This window comes from Burkholderia sp. PvR073 (assembly GCF_054055695.1).
This window is the reverse complement of the sequence record NZ_JBSRXO010000001.1, coordinates 1,391,653-1,408,138: the sequence shown is the minus strand read 5'-3', so window position 1 is coordinate 1,408,138 and position 16,486 is coordinate 1,391,653. Positions and strand designations below refer to the sequence as shown.

Genomic DNA, 16,486 nt, shown 5'->3' with positions numbered 1-16,486 from the left:
CGCGACGGCGTCTACCCGTCGCGCCCTTCGACGAGCAGCGGCACGGCCTCGCGCATCATCGCGACGAAGCGCACGAGCCGCGACGGATAGAACTGCGCGTGCGGGTAGGTCATGTAGACCGGCAACGGCGCGGCGTACCAGTCGGGCGCGAGATGCACGAGCTCGCCGCGCGCGAGATGGTCCGCGAGCATCCAGGAGGAACCGACGCACGCGCCGACACCGAGCAGCGCCGCGCTGCGCAGCGCGTAGAGGTTCGCGGTCGTGATGCGCGGGCGCATCGCGATGCGGCGCGTGTCGCCCGTGACGGTGTGCGTCAGCGTCAGCTCGGTCCGGTAATACGTGCGCAGCGCGAGCCACGGCAACGCGGCGAGCGCGTCGGGATCGGCGGGCACGTCGGCGCCGTTCAGCACGGACGGCGCGGCCACCACGAAGCGCGGCACCTTGCTCAGCCGGATCGCGACGACGGACGGATCGGTCGGCTCGCCGACCTGGATCGCGCAGTCGATCCCGCTGCCGACAAAATCGCGCACCTCGTCCTGCAGCAGCCATTCCACCGAGACACGCGGGTAGTCACGCAGGAACCGCGCGAGCGGCTCGACGAAGCGCTCCTGTCCGAACGCATGCGGGACCGCGACCCGCAGCAGGCCGTCGGGCTCCTCCTGCGCGCCGCGCAGGTCGGCCTCGAACGCCGCCCAGCTCGTCAGCAGCTCCTTCGCGCGCGTGAAGCAGCGCTCGCCGTCGACGGTCAGCCGCATCGCATGGGTCGTCCGCTGCAGCAGCCGCATCCCGAGCGAGCGTTCGAGCGCCTGCAGCCGCCGGCTGATGGTCGGCTGCGTCGTGTGGAGTTGCGCGGCGGCGGCCGACAGGCTGCCGGCCTCGACTATGCGCACGAAGGTTTCCATCAGCTCGAAACGATAGCCGGCACCGTCGACGGGCACGACCTGAATGCGCGCAGACCCACCTGTGGCGGGCAAATCGGGGATTTTGTCGGTCATTCGTCAAGCGTATAACAAATCTGCGCCGGACGGCACTACCGTGGCCGGCCTCCGGCCGGCACACTCGCGTCCATCCGATACCCGAACAAGGATGTACGCGATGTCCACTCCGACCCGTCTCGACGCCGTGCCCCGCGCGGCGCATGCATCGGCCCCCGCGGCCGCCTCCTCGACGCTCGATCGCCGGCTCGTGCTGCTGCTGGCCGCGGCCGCCGGCCTCGGCGTCGCGCCGCTCTACTATGCGCAGCCGATGCTCGCCGCGCTGGGGCCCGATCTCGGCGCGTCGGCACGCGCGATCGGCTTCGTGCCGACGCTCACGCAGCTCGGCTATGCGCTCGGCATCCTGCTGCTCGCGCCGCTCGGCGACCGCTTCGATCGGCGCCGCGTGATCGTCACGAAAGCCGCCGCGCTGGTCGTCGCACTGCTGCTCGCGGCGGTCGCGCCGTCGCTCGGGCTGCTGCTGGCCGCGAGCTTCGCGATCGGCCTGACCGCGACGATGGCGCAGGACGTCGTGCCGGCCGCCGCGACGCTCGCGCACGACGCGCATCGCGGCCGCATCGTCGGCACGGTGATGACGGGGCTGCTGCTCGGCATCCTGCTGTCGCGCGTCGTCGCCGGCTTCGTGGCGGAAACGGCCGGCTGGCGCGCGATGTTCGCGCTCGCGGCCGCCAGCGTCGCCGCCATCGGCATCGTGGCCGCACGCGGGCTGCCGCGCTTCGAACCCACCACGCAGCTGTCGTACCGCGCGCTGATCGGGTCGCTCGGCGAACTGTGGCGCCGTCATCCCGCGCTGCGTCGCGCCGCGCTCGCGCAAGGGCTGCTGGCCGTCGGGTTCAGCGCGTTCTGGTCGACGCTCGCGGTGATGCTGCACGGCGCGCCGTTCCATCTCGGCAGCGCAGCCGCCGGCGCATTCGGCCTCGCGGGCGCCGCCGGCGCGCTGGCTGCGCCCGTGGCCGGACGCCTGGCCGATCACCACGGTCCCGAGCGTGTCACGCGGCTCGGCATCGGGATCGCGACCGTGTCGTTCGCCGCGATGGCCGCCGCGCCGCTGCTGACGCCGCATGCGCAACTGGCGCTGCTCGCCGCCGCGACGATCGGCTTCGATCTCGGCGTGCAGGCCACGCTGATCGCGCACCAGTCAATCGTCTACCGAATCGACCCGGCGTCGCGCAGCCGTCTCAACGCGGTGCTGTTCGTCGGCATGTTCATCGGGATGGCGACCGGTGCCGCGCTCGGCAGTTCGTTGCTCGCGCAACTGGGCTGGAATGCGGTGATCGTGCTGGCCGTGGCGACGTCGCTGGCTGCGCTGGCCGTGCGCATGTGGCGCCGGTAATCCCGGTGTCGTGAATGGGGGACGGGCACGCCGCAGGGCTTGCCCGTCTTTTCTTTTATTTTCTTTCGGTGCTGCGCGGCCGGGCACCGGGCGGTAGATCCGCGATGGAGGCGGAACGCTTTCGGTCATCCCGTGCAAGGTCCGCGACAGCTCACCGAATTGTCCAGTTCAACCGATTATTTTTCGCAAGCCCCCAGGGATCCGCGCGCAACCGTCAGATGATTCTGCATCACCGCGCCGCACGGCCCGCTCCAATCCGGCCCCACCCGGAATTCGCGTTTTCTCAGGGGATTCCCGGTATTTTTTCCCATTTTCTTCGAAATTACCGATGACATACTTGCCCCCCGTTGCGCTCCGGTGCGAGCGCGCTTCCTGATCCTGCCGGCCGCCCGTCATGTGTCGTGCGTCCGCCGGGGCCGCAGAACATGAACAATTTCGACACCACGATCCAGACCTTCCTCACCCACATTACGTTCGGACCGCTGATGAACCACGCGATCCGCGTGATCGCCGGCCTCTATACGTTCAAGGGCTTCGTGCTCATCCCCGTGCTGTGCTGGCTATGGTTCCAGCCGGGCCCCCAACGCGAACGGCAACGCGAGCTGGTCATCGCGACCGTCACGAGCGGGCTCGTCGCGCTCGCGTTCGGCCGATTGCTCGCGAAAACCCTGCCGTTCCGCGTGCGACCGATCTACAACCCCGACCTGCACCTGCACTTCCCGTCAGAGGAACTGCGCGCGACCACGCTGCAGGCATGGAGCTCGTTTCCGAGCGACCACGCGATGTTGTGGATGGCGATCGCGACCGGGATCTTCATCATCGCGCGCCGCGTCGGCGTGCTCGCGCTGCTGTATGCGGTCGTGTTCATCTGCGTGCCGCGTGCGTATCTCGGCTTTCACTACCCGACCGACCTGATCGCCGGCGCGGCGATCGGCATCGCGATCGCGTGGCTGCTGACGCGCGACGCGATTCGAGCGCGCTTCGCGCCGCAGGTGCTGGAGGCGATCCGGCGCTTCCCCGCGCCGGCCTATACGCTCGCGTTCCTGCTGTGCTTCGAGCTGATCACGCAGTTCGACGAACTGCTGACGCTCGCGCAGTCGGTCAAGCATACGACGATGTAACGGGACGGCGCCGCGATGCATCCGCTGCTGTCGTCACGACGTCCGGGCACGCGCTGCCGGCCCTGCGCGGTGGCATCGCGTCGTGCGCATGCCGCCGCCCGCGTCACCTCCGCCGCAGCGATCGCCGCCGCGAACGTCAGTCGCGGCCGGGTGCGCCGAGCGGGAAGAACGGGCGGTACGGCCGCGCTTCGTCGACCGCACGCGCGAACGATGGCCGCGCCAGCAGCCGCTTGCGATACGCGATCACGTTCGCGAACGACGGATCGATCCGGTGCGTCCAGTCCGCGTAGAACAGGAACGGCGCCGCGCCGCAGTCGGCGAGGCTGAAGCGGTCGCCGGCCGCCCATTCGCGATCGGCCATCGTGCGATCCAGCCACGCGTACGACGTTTCGAGCATCGCGCGCGCATCGGCGACACCCCGTGCATCGCGCTCGTGCTCCGGCCGCAGCGCGTCGTACACGACCTTCTGCTGCGGCGTCGATACATAGTTGTCGAAGAAACGATCCATCGTCCGCACTTCCAGCGCCGCGCGCCGGTCGTCGGGCACCAGCCGCACGGGGCCCGGATGGTAGAGGTCGAGGTACTCGATGATGATCGTTGCCTCGATCACGGTGCGGCCCGCGTCCACGAGCACCGGGAACCGCTTCAGCGGCCACAGCGCAGCCAGTTCCTGCATCGGCTTCGGATCGTCGTGCGCGAGCACGCGATAGTCGAACGGCGTGCCGTTCTCGTACAGCGCGGTCAGCACCTTCTGGCAGTAGGACGAAAAGGGATGGGCGTAAAGCGTCGGTGTCATCGCAGGGTCTCTCAGGATGTCGGCGCCGCGTCATGCGGCGCCACGGGATCGGATAACTGGACGACGAACGGCGCCACGCCGATTCGACATCGACCCGAACATTTTTTTCGTTGCGCGGCTTCGCGCCGCTACGACCGGCCGTCCATCACGACGCGGCCTTCGCCCCGCCAGCGCAGCATCCCGCCGCCGAGGTTCGCGACAGCGTCGAACCCGGCCTTCAGCAGAATCACGGTCGCCTGCGCGGAGCGGCCGCCGGCGCGGCACACGGTCACGATCGGCCGGTCGCGCGTGAGTTCGCCGGTGCGCGCGGCCAGTTCGCCGAGCGGGATCGGGGTCGCGCCGGGCAGGTGGCCGAGCGGGCCGGTGAATTCGTCGGGCTCGCGCACGTCGACGACCTGCACCGCCGGCAGGTGATCCTCGAGCCACTGCGGATCGATTTCCCAGAAACCGGCGAACGTGTAGACGAGCGGCGCCCAGTCGGCCGCCGCCAGCGCGTCGGGCGCGTTGGCGGCGACGCCGCACTGCAGGTTCGCGGGCACCGCGACGTCGATCTGGCGCGGGTGGGCGAGCCCGAGGTTGCGCATGTAGCCGGCGAAATCGTCTTCGCTGAGATCGCCGCCGAGGCGTGGATTGAAGCGCCGCTCCTCGCCGACGCTCGTCACCGTCAGCCCGCGATAGTCGTGCGCGGGATACAGCAGGCATGCGGCCGGCAGCGTGAAGAGCCGGCCGTGCACCGCGCGATACAACGCGCGCGGGTCGCCTTGCTGGAAGTCGGTGCGGCCGGTGCCGCGAATCAGCAGGCAGTCGCCGGTGAACGCCATCGTTTCGTCGTCGAGCACGAGGCTGATGCAGCCGCTCGTATGGCCCGGCGTCGCGCGCACGGTCAAGTAGCGCGTGCCGAATGCGCAGCGGTCGCCGTCGTTCAGGTAGCGGTCGGCGCCTTGCGCACCGCTCGCGGCCGAAATCGCGATCGTGCTGCCGGTGCGCTGCTTCAACAGCCATGCGCCCGTCACGTGATCGGCGTGCACGTGGGTGTCGACGGTCGCGACGAGCCGCAGCCCGAGCTCGTCGAGCAGCGCGGCATCGCGGCGCACCTGCTCGAACACGGGATCGATCAGCAGCGCTTCGCGCGACGCGGGATCGGCGAGCAGATAGGTGTAGGTCGACGATTGCGGGTCGAAAAGTTGCCGGAAGATCATTGCGAAGTCGCTCCGTCGCGTAGTCATGCCTATTGTTGTTCGGCCCGCGCACCGCGCGTCGCCGGCGCGCGGGCGTGCGGGTCGCCCCGTTGCATGCGTGCCGAGCCGTCAGTGCGGCTGCGGCACGAACCGCAGGTACGGCTTCAGCGTCCGAAAGCCCTGCGGATATTTTTGCTTCGCCGCATCGTCCGACACCGAGGTCGGAATGATGACATCGTCGCCCGGCTTCCAGTTGACCGGCGTCGCCACCGTATGTCGCGCGTTGAGCTGCAGCGCGTCGAGCAGGCGCAGGACCTCGTCGAAGTTGCGGCCGGCGCTCATCGGATAGACGAGCATTGCCTTGACCTTCTTGTCCGGCCCGATGACGAACACCGAGCGCACGGTCGCATTGTCGACCGCGGTGCGCGGGCCACCGCTCGCGCTCGGATGGATCATGTCGTACAGCTTCGCGACCTTCAGTTCGTCGTCGCCGATCAGCGGATAGTTGACCGCATGGCCCTGCGTTTCCGCGATGTCCGCCACCCACTTCCGGTGGTCGCTGACGGGATCGATCGACAGCCCGATGATCTTCGTGTCGCGCTTGTCGAATTCCGGCTTGAGCCTGGCCATGTAGCCGAGTTCGGTCGTGCATACCGGCGTGAAATCCTTAGGATGGGAAAACAGGATCGCCCAGTGATCGCCGATCCACTCATGAAAACGGATCGTGCCCTCGGTGGTCTCCGCGGTGAAATCGGGCGCGTCCTCGCCTAGTCGAATCGACATGTTCGTCCTCCGTCAAATGGGAATCGTCACAACGCCCGCGCCGCGGCATCCGCGCGGCGCACGATCGTCAGCACGCGGCAAGCCGGCCCGGCACCAGACGGGCGCCGCGTTTCTATAGGGTAGGTCAAAATGCGCGCGGCACCGGTGGACGGCAGGATGATTGGCCGGGCCGGCGGCGCATGCTGCCTCACACTACGACCTCTCGTCTTACGTTCACAGGAATGCCATCGATATATCGACGTGGGAAACAGCGCGCAAGCCTTGGTCGGGCTCGCGCAATGGCGGTCACGTAACTCGTCAACCAGCATGCGCTCGCGGGAAGGCTTCGGAGCTTTTTTGACGGCACGTCCCGCATATGGTCTTGTCGAGGCTAAGGCCCACCATCAGTCGCCGAGCTTCGCGTTCTCTTCCTCGAGTTGCCGCATCCGACGCAGGTCCGAAGAGCCGTCTTCCGGTTGTGGAACGCCGCTTTGCTGATGCCAAGCGTGCGGCACACCACTTCGACCTTTGCGCCCGGCTCCGCTTGCTTGAGCGCGAACGCTGTCTGCGCTTCGGTGAACTCGCTTGCCTTCATCCCATGTCTTCCACTTCAAATGGGAAGTCCCGCTTCGCGCCTCATCGCGTTTTTTCGTATTTCGCCGTTCACGGTCGGTGGCAGTTCGCTAATTTCGAATTCATTCTCCCAATCAGCATCTGCCGTGAAATCCATATCATCCAACCCTCCCGCAATCGACAGCAAAATACCGCCGCCAAGGGCAACCGAGGCTGCGGCCAAAACCGTCTAAGGGACATCCATGTCGAAGGTCATTAGCAACGGCGAAGCATCGGCACCCATAGCAGAATTTTCTCAGCCGAGGCCGGAAGCCCAGAAACCAAACGTTCGCTCCAAAAGGGTCGGTTCGTCAGGGATGCTGTCTGAATTGGAGAACATCACACAGGGCCGCGAGACCGACCGGACTGGCACGCGCCCTCGAAAAATGTTTTCCTCGCTTAAAGAATTTGGAGACAAAACGTTTAAGTTTCAGCAAAGAAAATCCATCTCCGCATTGTCACGTTCCAATTTTTCGAAAATTGGCTTGTCAATTGATGAAAAAGAGTTGGAATCCCTTAAAGAGGGTACGTGTGAGTCACTCGCGTTGGGCTGGCTTGCGAGCAAGCTGCAGGCCGGTCATGGCCTTAGCGATAAATTGCAATCATGGGCGCCGCATCATCACGGTGTACCGAGCCAAACCGGGAATGCATCTCCACCGAATTCTGACGCCAACATCCACGTTATAAACGGGGGAATTCAATTGGAAATGGCTCGCGCGGAGATCGAAAGTAGCCGAAACGACACTTCCACGCATGAGTATTTTGACAGCATCAAACTCACGGGACTTGCAGGGGCCGATTTCCTGAAGCCGAAAATCGGGATTATAGAAGTAAAGCACGGCGGGCCCGACGAGAAACAGATTCAGGCGCATACCGCATTGGAACTAGCATGCGCCCAGCTTCCTCCCGGAACGGGTTTCAACATCAATTTCAGCATTCTTGATATTAATAAAAATTTCGACTTGGCAGGACGACATAGCATCTCGATTTATCGCGACAGCGACTCAAATATTCATTTCTTTGACCCCAATATAGGAGAATATAAAGTCAAAGATCCGAAATCGTTTTTTGAATCATGGGAAAACGCCACCGCCAACGGGAGAGGATGGAGGCTGGAAATTTTAACTGATGGAACTTATCCCGATGATATCAAGATGTTCGCCAGGAAATAATCAACGGGCGGGCGCTAAAGAGTCACGCAGGACACACGCATCAACTCGGGCTGCCATTCCTGCCGCGCGGGATGGCGGGTCATACGGCGTCGAAGTCGAAGACAAAAATTTTGCTGTTGTTGTTCTGAGGGAACCGCTGCTATATCCCACCCGCTGATGCTGAGGCAAACTACTACATTACAACTTGGCTCGATCCATCCGATACATGTCTCTGACGATCGATCCGAAGCAAGCCGCCGCGCTGCTGGCCGTCGCCGACACCGGCAGCTTCGAGCAGGCCGCCGTGCGCCTGCACGTGACCGCGTCCGCCGTCACGCAGCGGGTCCGCGCGCTGGAGGCGAGCCTCGGCACGCCGCTCGTGCTGCGCACGCGGCCGTGCCGGCCGACGGTGGCCGGGCAGCGCGTGCTGCAGCACCTGCGCCGCGTCGCGCTGCTGCAGGCCGACCTGCAAAGCACGCTCGCGGCCGAGCGCGAATCGCCGATCTCCGTCACGATCGCGCTGAACTCCGACAGCCTCGGCACCTGGTTCCTCCCCGCACTGACTTCGGTGCTCGCGGGTGAGCGCATCCTGTTCGAGCTGATCGTCGAGGACCAGGACCACACGTTCGCGCTGCTCGAAAGCGGGATGGCCGTCGGCTGCGTGACGACCGAGCCGAAGCCGATGCGCGGCTGCGTCGCGACGCCGCTCGGCACGATGCGCTACCGGCTGCTCGCGGCCGCCGCGTTCGCGGGGCGCTGGTTTCCGCGCGGCCTGAACCGCACGAGCGCGCGCGATGCGCCGGTCGTCGCGTATTCGCGCCGCGACACGCTGCAGTCCACGTTCCTGAAGGAGAAGTTCGGGCTGCCCGAAGGCGCGTATCCGTGCCATTACGTGCCGGGCACGCACGCGCATTTCGCGGCGGTGCGGCACGGGCTCGGCTACGCGATGGTGCCGGAGCCGCTGATCGGCGGCGCACCGCTCGACGCACAGGGGCTCGTCGATCTCGCGCCCGTGCATCCGACCGACGTCACGCTGTACTGGCACGCATGGACGGTGCAGTCGCCGACGATGGCGTCGCTGTCCGCACGGGTGGTCGAAGCGGCGCGCCGGTTGCTCGCGCCGCTGCCGTGACGAGCGGGTCATCGACAGCATCGGCGCGGGCCGTGGTGCGGGACACACGGCGGCGAGGAACCCCGCCGCGCCGCCTATACTTTTTCCATCGGCCTCGCGAACGCGCCGCGCGGCCGATCAGGCCAATCCGGCCGCTCGCTTTCCCGTGAGGAGAACATCATGTCCCGCCGCTATATCGATTGCCGCGACTTTCCCAGCGCGATGAACTGCTCGGTCGCGATTTCCGCCGACTCCGACAACGAACTGCTGGAGGCCGCCGTCCAACATGCGGTCTCGGTGCACCAGCACACCGACAGCGCCGAACTGCGCACGCAGTTGAAAGCGCTATTCCGCGACGGCACGCCGCCCGTCGATGCGCCCCGGCACGCATAATCCGCCGGCACGACGCATTCGACAGACGGGTCGCAGCGTCACCCTCCCCCCTGCTTCGCGCCACATCGCGCCGGCGCTCCCCGCCGGCCGGCGCATTCCGCTTTACGCGCGACGCTGCGCGAAATACGCGCCAACCGTGTCGATGAAGGTGTCGATATCCGCGCGCGACACGTCGCGGTGCGTGACGAAGCGTGACGCATACAGCATCTGCGTGAGGATCCCGCGCGCCTTGAGCCACGCCTCGAGCGGCGCGCAATCGGCTTCGGGAAATTGCGCGAACACCATGTTCGTCGCGTGCGACAGCACCTTCACCGGCTCGATGCGCGCGAGACCGGCCGCGAGATACGCGGCGTTCGCGTGATCGTCGGCCAGCCGTTCGACGTTGTGCTCGAGCGCATACAGGCAGGCCGCCGCGAGGATGCCCGACTGCCGCATCCCGCCACCGAGCACCTTGCGCCAGCGCTGCGCGCGCTCGATCAGCGCGCGATTGCCGACCAGCACCGAACCGACCGGCGCGCCGAGCCCTTTCGAGAAGCAGATCGACACGGTATCGAACGGCGCGCACAGTTCCGCGATCGGACGACCCGATGCGACGGCGGCATTGCACACTCGCGCACCGTCGAGGTGCGCGGCCAGCCCGCGGCTGCGCGCGAACGCGACGGCTTCCTGGACATAGCCTTCCGGCAACACGAGGCCGCCGATCGTGTTTTCGAGCGCGAGCAAGCGCGTGCGGGCGAAGTGATTGTCGAGCGGCTTGATCGCCGCGGCGATCTTCGCGAGCGGCAGCGTGCCGTCCGGTGCGTTCTCGATCGGCTGCGGCTGGATGCTGCCGAGCACGGCCGCGCCGCCGCCTTCGTACTTGTAGGTGTGCGCGAGCTGGCCGACGATGTATTCGTCGCCGCGTTCGCAATGGGCCATCAGCGCGGCAAGGTTGCTCTGCGTGCCGCTCGGGAAGAACAGGCCGGCTTCCTTGCCGGCCCGCTCGGCCGTGACCGCCTGCAGGCGCAGCACGGTCGGGTCGTCGCCCCATACGTCATCGCCCACTTCGGCGGCAGTCATCGCGGCCAGCATCGCCTGGCTCGGACGTGTCACGGTATCGCTGCGTAAATCGATCATCTTCGTGCCCTAGTGAACGCGGACCGGAACCGATGCGTCCGGCCTGCCGAAACGAGACTCAGAGTGTACGCAATTCACGCAGCGGCTGCCGACGGCAAGCGCACCGCGATCCCGCATGCACGCAGTCGTTCCGATGATGCGACGCGCCATATTGACGCACGTGCGGCAGACCGCCACGCCGCGACCGCCCGCGGTGCGAACGACGTTCTTGATACGAATCAACGATTTATGCCGAATTCGCGCGCGGCGGGCTGGACATCTGCGACGAGTTGGCACATTTCGCGGCGCAACATCGCGATCCATACTCCAGCCAACCCCGACGCCGGTTCGGCCGGGGTCCGCCGGCACCCGCCGGCGGGTATCGTCAGCCTCGGTCAACTGGTATGGACACCGCTCTTTCGGCCCTCGATCTGGCCCGCCTGCAATTCGCGTTCACCGTCTCCTTTCACATCGTCTTCCCGGCGCTGAGCATCGGCCTCGCCAGCTTCATCGCCGTGCTCGAATATCGCTGGCTCAGGACCGGCAAGCAGTACTACAAGACACTCTGCCTGTTCTGGTCGAAGATCTTCGCGGTCGCGTTCGGGATGGGCGTCGTCTCCGGCGTCGTCATGAGCTATCAGTTCGGCACCAACTGGTCGGGCTTCTCGAGCTTCGCCGGCGCCGTCACCGGCCCGCTGCTGATGTACGAGGTGATGACCGCGTTCTTCCTCGAAGCCGGCTTCCTCGGCATCATGCTGTTCGGCTGGAATCGCGTGAGCCCGCGCGCGCACTTCGGCGCGACGCTGATGGTCGCGATCGGCACGCTGATCTCGACGTTCTGGATCCTCGCGTCGAACAGCTGGATGCAGACGCCGCAGGGCTTCGAGATCGTCGACGGCCGCGTCGTGCCGACCGACTGGTTCGCGATCATCTTCAACCCGTCGTTCCCGTACCGCCTGTTCCACATGGCGATCGCCGCGTTCATCGTCGCCGCGCTGGTCGTCGCCGCGACGGGTGCATGGCACCTGCTGAAGGGCCGACGCGACAAGGGCGTGAAGAAGATGTTCTCGATGGCGCTGTGGCTGCTGCTGGTGCTCGCGCCGCTGCAGGCCGTGATCGGCGACCAGCACGGCATCAACACGCTGAAGCACCAGCCCGCGAAGATCGCCGCGATCGAAGGGCTGTGGGATACCGAAAAGGGCGGCACCGCGCTCAACCTGTTCGGCATTCCGGACATGAAGGCCGAAACGACCCGCTACGCGGTGAAGGTGCCGCACCTCGGCAGCCTGATCCTCACGCACAGCTGGGACGGCGAGATCCGCGGGCTGAAGGACTTCCCGCCTGAAGACCGCCCGAATTCGACGGTCGTGTTCTGGAGCTTCCGGATCATGGTCGGCCTGGGCTTCGCGATGATCGGCCTCGCCGCGCTCGCGTGGCTGCTGCGCCGCCGCGGCAACCTGTATGAATCGAAGTGGTTCCAGCGCTTCGCACTCGTGATGGGCCCGACCGGTTTCGTGTCGCTGCTCGCGGGCTGGGTGACGACCGAAGCCGGCCGCCAGCCGTGGGTCGTGTATGGCGTGATGCGCACCGCGAAGGCCGTGTCGCCGCTGTCGGTGCAGCAGGTCAGCCTGTCGATGATGACGTTCGTGATCGTGTACTTCCTCGTGTTCGGCACCGGCGTGTACTACATGCTGAAGCTGATGAAGGCCGGCCCCGCGCTGCCCGACGCCCCGCACGACGCGGATCACGACAGGCCCGACACGCGCCTCGATCACACCGCGCGCCGCCCGATGTCGGCTGTCGACGAGCTGATCGAGACCGTCTGAGCCCACCCATTTCGCAAACGAGAAAACCTATGGACGTCACCGTAATCTGGGCCGCGATCATCGCGTTGGGGCTCTTCATGTACGTCGTGCTCGACGGCTTCGACCTCGGCATCGGCATCGTCTTCCCGTTCTTCCCGGACGAGAAGGAACGCGACCTGATGATGAACACCGTCGCGCCCGTGTGGGACGGCAACGAGACGTGGCTCGTGCTCGGCGGCGCCGGGCTGTTCGCGGTGTTTCCGATCGTCTATTCGACGGTGCTGTCGGCGCTGTACCTGCCGCTGATCTTCATGCTGGTGTGCCTGATCTTCCGCGGCGTGTCGTTCGAGATCCGCGCGAAGGCGCGGCGCACGAAGCAGCTGTGGGATCTCGCGTTCATCGGCGGCTCGGCCGGCGCGACGCTGTTCCAGGGGATCGCGCTCGGCGCGTTCCTGCAGGGCATCAACGTGAAGGACGGCGTGTTCGCGGGCGACGCATTCGACTGGCTCACGCCGTTCAGCCTGCTGACGGGCCTCGGCCTGATCGTGACGTACGCGCTGCTCGGCTGCTGCTGGCTCGTCGCGAAAACGGAGGGCGATCTGCAACGGCGCCTGCATCGCGTCGTGTGGCCGCTGACCGTCGTGCTGCTCGGCTTCATCGCCGTTGTCAGCCTGTGGACGCCGCTGCAGGATCCGGCCATCGCGCAGCGCTGGTTCGATTCGGGGCTGTTCTGGCGCCTGCTGCCGGTGCCGTTCCTGGTCGCCGGGTGCGCGGTGTGGATGCGTCGCGCGGTGCGCGCGCGGCACGACATGACGCCGTTCATGCTCGCGCTGGCGCTCGTGCTGCTCGGCTATGTCGGCCTGCTCGTCACGATGTTCCCGTATGCGATTCCTCAGACAATGACGATTTGGGAAGCGGCCGCGCCGCGTTCGAGCCAGACCTTCACGCTGGTCGGCGCAGCGGTTATCCTCCCGATCATCATCGCCTACACGACGATGGGTTATTGGGTATTCCGAGGCAAGGTGCGCCATGAAGACCAGCATTACTACCACCACTGATTCCGCCGCTCGCCAGCCCGACGCGCCGCGTCCGCGGATGCGCGGCTGGATGTGGTTCGTCGTTCTGTGGGCGGGCGGCGTGATCGGCGCCGTCACGCTCGGCTATGCGTTCAAGATCTTCATGAACCTGACGCTGTTTGCGGTGAAGTAGGCCGGCCGCTTCGATCGAACGATGATCGAGGCGGCCGTTTTCATTTCGTCGGCCGATTTGCCGATTTGCCGACCCGTCCGATTTCGCCGCATCCGCCCGGCATGCGGCGCCGCGGCCCTCCCCCGGCCTACCGCCGCTCGCCCAACGCCGCTTCGATCTTGCGGTCGGTCTTGTACTGGCTCAACGCATACACCGACCAGATCGCGGCGGGCAGCCAGCCGATGATCGTGATCTGCAGAAGGAGACAGATGATCCCGGCGATCGGGCGGCCGATCGTGAAGAACTGGAACCACGGCAACAGCAGGGCAAGCAAAAGGCGCATCGGGAATCCTCCGGGGGCGTCGTTGAAAGTTCAGGCGCAGACAATATGACGGGCCGCGCGCCCCATTTCAAGTCCGAACCGGCACTCGCCTGCCGACGCAGCCGGCGATCGGTGCGCGCGCCATGCGACCTACGCCGCGTCGGCCAGCCACCCCGCAACCCGCGCGACGAGCCGGTCCGTTTCATCGAAGCACTCGACGCCCGCCACCGGCGGCGCGCCGCACATCGTGAACACCGGTTTGCCCCACTGCAGCCCGAGCGCGATCTCGGACAGCGTGCCGAGCCCGCCGCCCACCGCGACCAGGCACAGCGACGCACGCGCGATCAGCGCGTTGCGCGTGATGCCGAGCCCGGTCGGCAGCGCGACCGTCAGATACGCGTTCGCTTCGCGCGCGTCGTCCTCGGGCAACAGCCCGATCGCGCACCCGCCCGCCGCGTGCGCGCCGCGCGCGGCCGCCTCCATCACGCCCTGCTTGCCGCCGCCGACGATGGCGATGCCCGCCGCCGCCAGGGCATGCGCGATCCGCTCGGCAGCCCGCATCTGTTCATCCGTCGCGTCGCGCGGGCCGATCACGCCGACCGGCATCCGGTGCCGGCGCGCGCCGCGTTGCCGTTGCGCGAGTTGCGCGAGCGCGTCGTGCGCCGCTTCCGACCAATCAATGACGTCGTTGCCGAACAAGGCCTTCCCCCAATGCAAGAACGCAGGTGCAGATCGCCGTCAGCACGATCGACAGCACGGCCGCCTGCGAGAAATCGGTTTGCCCGTCCGACAGCTTCAGATACATCAGCAGCGGCAGGATGTTGATCTGCGTGCCGGCCAGCGCGAGCGCGGTGCCGTACGTACCGAGCGCGATCGCGGTCACGAGGCACCACGCGGACGCGACCGACGGCCACAGTTCGCGCCATGCGACGTCGAGCCACGCGCGCCAGGGCCGTGCGCCGAGCGTCAGCGCCGCCTCGAGCGGTCGCCGGTCGAGGTTCGCGAGCGCCGGATAGATCATCAGCGCGACCCGCGGGATCAGGTAATACGCATACGCGACCGCCAGCCCCGGCATCGTGTAGATCGCGCCGCCGAGCACGTTGGGGTCGGCGCCCAGCGACGCCGCCAGCGTGGTGACGAAGCCGGCGCGGCCGAACGCGAGGATGAAGCCGTACGCGATCACCAGCCCGGAGAACGCGAGCGGCACGCCGAGCAGCGCCAGCGTCCAGTGGCGGCGGGTGGGCGACTGCCCGGCCAGCGCGAACGCGACGGGCACGCCCACGCCGACCGACAGCGTGCCGGCGCCGACCGCCAGCGCCAGCGACCGCGCGATGGCATCGGCGACGAGCGGATCGCGCAGCACCGCGGCGAACGCGCGGCCGCCGTCCGTGAATGCCGAGCCGACGAGCGCGGCGAGCGGCAACACGAAGCACACGGCCAGCAGGAGCGCCGCCGGAACCGCGCCGAAGCGGCGCAGCGCGCCGCGTTCGGCCAGGGAGGTCTGCATCGCGCGCTCCTTACTGGCCGAGCGTCGCCTGCGACCAGAGCTGGTCGACCTCGGCCTTGCGCGTCGCCGCCTTCGCCACGTCCAGCGGGCGCACCTGCGGCGCCTTCGGCAGCTTCGCCGCGACGTCCGGTGCAACTGGCGTGCCGGGCACGGCCGGCCGCACGAAGCCCTGCGCGAACAGCGCCTGCCCGACGTCGCTCATCACCAGGTTCAGCCAGAGCTGCGCGGCGGCAGGGTTCGGGCCGTTCTTCACGAGGCTCATCGCATACGGCGCCGACACGCTGCCGTCCTGCGGAATCACGACGTCGGCCGCGTCTCCCATGCCGTCGACGTACTTCGCCTTCAGGCCGTCGTTCTCATAGCCGATCAGGATCGGAATCTCGCCCTTCACGAACTTCGCATACGGCGTCGTGCCCTCGACGCGCAGCACGTTGCCCGCACTCTTCAGCTTGCCGAAGAATTCCGCGCCCGGCTTCGGATTCTCGACGCTCCCGCCGTTCGCATACGCGGCCGCGAACACGGCGACCTGCCCCTGTCCGGTCGAACGCGGGTCGAGGTAGACGACCGCATTGCGATATTCCGGCTTCAGCAGGTCGGACCACCGCTGCGGCACGTTCTTCACGAGCTTCCGGTTGACGAGGAACGCGATGTTCAGCGAGTGCACCGCGAACCAGCGGCCGTCCGCCGCGCGGAACACGTTCGGCAGCTTGTCGAAGTTGACCGGCCTGAACGGCGCGACGACGTCCTTGCTCTCGGCATCGAGCGCCGACGCGGCGAAGTAGTACGCGGTATCGGCCTGCGGACGGCGGCGCGACTTGTCGAGCGCGACGACGGTCGCCGCCGAGCCGATGTCGTTGTAGGTGATCTCGACCTTCGGATAGCGCTTGCGGAACTCGGCGAACAGCGCCTTCCAGTTCGCCCATTCAGGGCCGGTGTCGAACGACACGACGAGCCCTTCGTCGGCGGCCTTTGCGTACAGCGCGTCTTCGCCCGGATACAGCGGCGCGGCATGCGCCGCGGCGCAGGAAAGCGCCGCGAGCGCACACAGCGCCAGCACGCGGTTGCGCATGGCTTTCATGACAGGGGAGCCTGCAAGCATCGTGAATCTCCGTTGAAC

18 protein-coding genes are annotated in these 16,486 nt (G+C 66.8%); 8 read left to right on the top strand and 10 right to left on the bottom strand.

The window, feature by feature from the left end:
- Positions 1 to 11: 11 nt before the first annotated feature.
- Positions 12 to 995 (bottom strand): LysR family transcriptional regulator, encoded by a 984-nt coding sequence (locus tag ACVK00_RS06255; protein WP_284893514.1) that lies wholly within the window; start codon positions 993 to 995, stop codon positions 12 to 14.
- A 100-nt stretch (positions 996 to 1,095) separates the two neighbouring features.
- Here ACVK00_RS06255 and ACVK00_RS06250 point away from each other — a divergent pair, with 100 nt between their 5' ends.
- Both ACVK00_RS06250 and ACVK00_RS06245 read left to right on the top strand, forming a co-directional pair.
- Positions 1,096 to 2,328: an MFS transporter gene (locus ACVK00_RS06250; protein WP_228908553.1), complete on the top strand. Its 1,233-nt coding sequence runs from the start codon at positions 1,096 to 1,098 to the stop codon at positions 2,326 to 2,328.
- 425 nt (positions 2,329 to 2,753) lie between these two features.
- On the top strand, positions 2,754 to 3,449 hold the full coding sequence (locus ACVK00_RS06245) for a phosphatase PAP2 family protein (RefSeq protein ID WP_284893511.1): 696 nt from the start codon (positions 2,754 to 2,756) through the stop codon (positions 3,447 to 3,449).
- 136 nt (positions 3,450 to 3,585) lie between these two features.
- Here ACVK00_RS06245 and ACVK00_RS06240 read toward each other — a convergent pair whose 3' ends face one another.
- The 4 genes from ACVK00_RS06240 to ACVK00_RS06225 all read right to left on the bottom strand — a co-directional run bounded on the left by ACVK00_RS06240 (position 3,586) and on the right by ACVK00_RS06225 (position 6,780).
- Complete coding sequence (locus tag ACVK00_RS06240; protein ID WP_284893508.1) at positions 3,586 to 4,245, bottom strand: glutathione S-transferase family protein; 660 nt, start codon at positions 4,243 to 4,245, stop codon at positions 3,586 to 3,588.
- Between the two features lie 128 nt (positions 4,246 to 4,373).
- Positions 4,374 to 5,444 (bottom strand): MBL fold metallo-hydrolase, encoded by a 1,071-nt coding sequence (locus ACVK00_RS06235; RefSeq protein ID WP_284893504.1) that lies wholly within the window; start codon positions 5,442 to 5,444, stop codon positions 4,374 to 4,376.
- A 108-nt stretch (positions 5,445 to 5,552) separates the two neighbouring features.
- The gene (locus ACVK00_RS06230; protein ID WP_228908557.1) at positions 5,553 to 6,206 is read right to left on the bottom strand and encodes a peroxiredoxin; all 654 of its coding nucleotides are present in this window, start codon (positions 6,204 to 6,206) and stop codon (positions 5,553 to 5,555) included.
- A 370-nt stretch (positions 6,207 to 6,576) separates the two neighbouring features.
- Complete coding sequence (locus tag ACVK00_RS06225) at positions 6,577 to 6,780, bottom strand: transposase (protein WP_435521265.1); 204 nt, start codon at positions 6,778 to 6,780, stop codon at positions 6,577 to 6,579.
- A 220-nt stretch (positions 6,781 to 7,000) separates the two neighbouring features.
- Here ACVK00_RS06225 and ACVK00_RS06220 point away from each other — a divergent pair, with 220 nt between their 5' ends.
- The 3 genes from ACVK00_RS06220 to ACVK00_RS06210 all read left to right on the top strand — a co-directional run bounded on the left by ACVK00_RS06220 (position 7,001) and on the right by ACVK00_RS06210 (position 9,452).
- Complete coding sequence (locus tag ACVK00_RS06220) at positions 7,001 to 7,969, top strand: YopT-type cysteine protease domain-containing protein (RefSeq protein WP_284893499.1); 969 nt, start codon at positions 7,001 to 7,003, stop codon at positions 7,967 to 7,969.
- 205 nt (positions 7,970 to 8,174) lie between these two features.
- A complete protein-coding gene (locus tag ACVK00_RS06215) occupies positions 8,175 to 9,080 on the top strand; it encodes an HTH-type transcriptional regulator ArgP (RefSeq protein WP_228908559.1) in 906 nt (301 codons plus the stop codon).
- 159 nt (positions 9,081 to 9,239) lie between these two features.
- Positions 9,240 to 9,452, top strand: coding sequence for a DUF1059 domain-containing protein (locus ACVK00_RS06210; protein WP_228908560.1), 213 nt, complete (start codon positions 9,240 to 9,242; stop codon positions 9,450 to 9,452).
- 102 nt (positions 9,453 to 9,554) lie between these two features.
- On the opposite strand, the gene ltaE is transcribed toward ACVK00_RS06210, so the two are convergent.
- Positions 9,555 to 10,568 carry a low-specificity L-threonine aldolase gene (ltaE, locus tag ACVK00_RS06205; protein ID WP_284893493.1) on the bottom strand — a complete coding sequence of 338 codons (1,014 nt, stop codon included), beginning with the start codon at positions 10,566 to 10,568 and terminating at the stop codon, positions 9,555 to 9,557.
- Between the two features lie 383 nt (positions 10,569 to 10,951).
- Between ltaE and ACVK00_RS06200 the strand changes: the two genes are divergently transcribed.
- From ACVK00_RS06200 to ACVK00_RS06190, 3 genes are read left to right on the top strand one after another with little or no spacing between them, the layout of a single operon-like run.
- Entirely contained in the window at positions 10,952 to 12,373 is a 1,422-nt protein-coding gene (locus ACVK00_RS06200; RefSeq protein WP_284893490.1) for a cytochrome ubiquinol oxidase subunit I, read from the top strand.
- Positions 12,374 to 12,402: 29 nt separating this feature from the next.
- Entirely contained in the window at positions 12,403 to 13,410 is a 1,008-nt protein-coding gene (gene cydB, locus ACVK00_RS06195) for a cytochrome d ubiquinol oxidase subunit II (protein ID WP_006750654.1), read from the top strand.
- Positions 13,382 to 13,561 carry a hypothetical protein gene (locus ACVK00_RS06190; RefSeq protein ID WP_011659766.1) on the top strand — a complete coding sequence of 60 codons (180 nt, stop codon included), beginning with the start codon at positions 13,382 to 13,384 and terminating at the stop codon, positions 13,559 to 13,561. Before cydB ends, ACVK00_RS06190 begins: the two co-directional genes overlap by 29 nt.
- Before the next feature lie 127 nt (positions 13,562 to 13,688).
- On the opposite strand, the gene ACVK00_RS06185 is transcribed toward ACVK00_RS06190, so the two are convergent.
- The 4 genes from ACVK00_RS06185 to ACVK00_RS06170 form a co-directional block, all read right to left on the bottom strand.
- Positions 13,689 to 13,883, bottom strand: a complete 195-nt coding sequence (locus ACVK00_RS06185; protein WP_175708444.1) for a YqaE/Pmp3 family membrane protein — start codon at positions 13,881 to 13,883, stop codon at positions 13,689 to 13,691.
- Positions 13,884 to 14,012: 129 nt separating this feature from the next.
- The gene (locus ACVK00_RS06180; RefSeq protein WP_416378692.1) at positions 14,013 to 14,468 is read right to left on the bottom strand and encodes a TIGR00725 family protein; all 456 of its coding nucleotides are present in this window, start codon (positions 14,466 to 14,468) and stop codon (positions 14,013 to 14,015) included.
- Positions 14,469 to 14,538: 70 nt separating this feature from the next.
- The gene (locus ACVK00_RS06175) at positions 14,539 to 15,369 is read right to left on the bottom strand and encodes an ABC transporter permease (RefSeq protein WP_284893481.1); all 831 of its coding nucleotides are present in this window, start codon (positions 15,367 to 15,369) and stop codon (positions 14,539 to 14,541) included.
- A gap of 10 nt (positions 15,370 to 15,379) precedes the next feature.
- The gene (locus ACVK00_RS06170; protein WP_284893478.1) at positions 15,380 to 16,468 is read right to left on the bottom strand and encodes an extracellular solute-binding protein; all 1,089 of its coding nucleotides are present in this window, start codon (positions 16,466 to 16,468) and stop codon (positions 15,380 to 15,382) included.
- Positions 16,469 to 16,486: the final 18 nt, after the last annotated feature.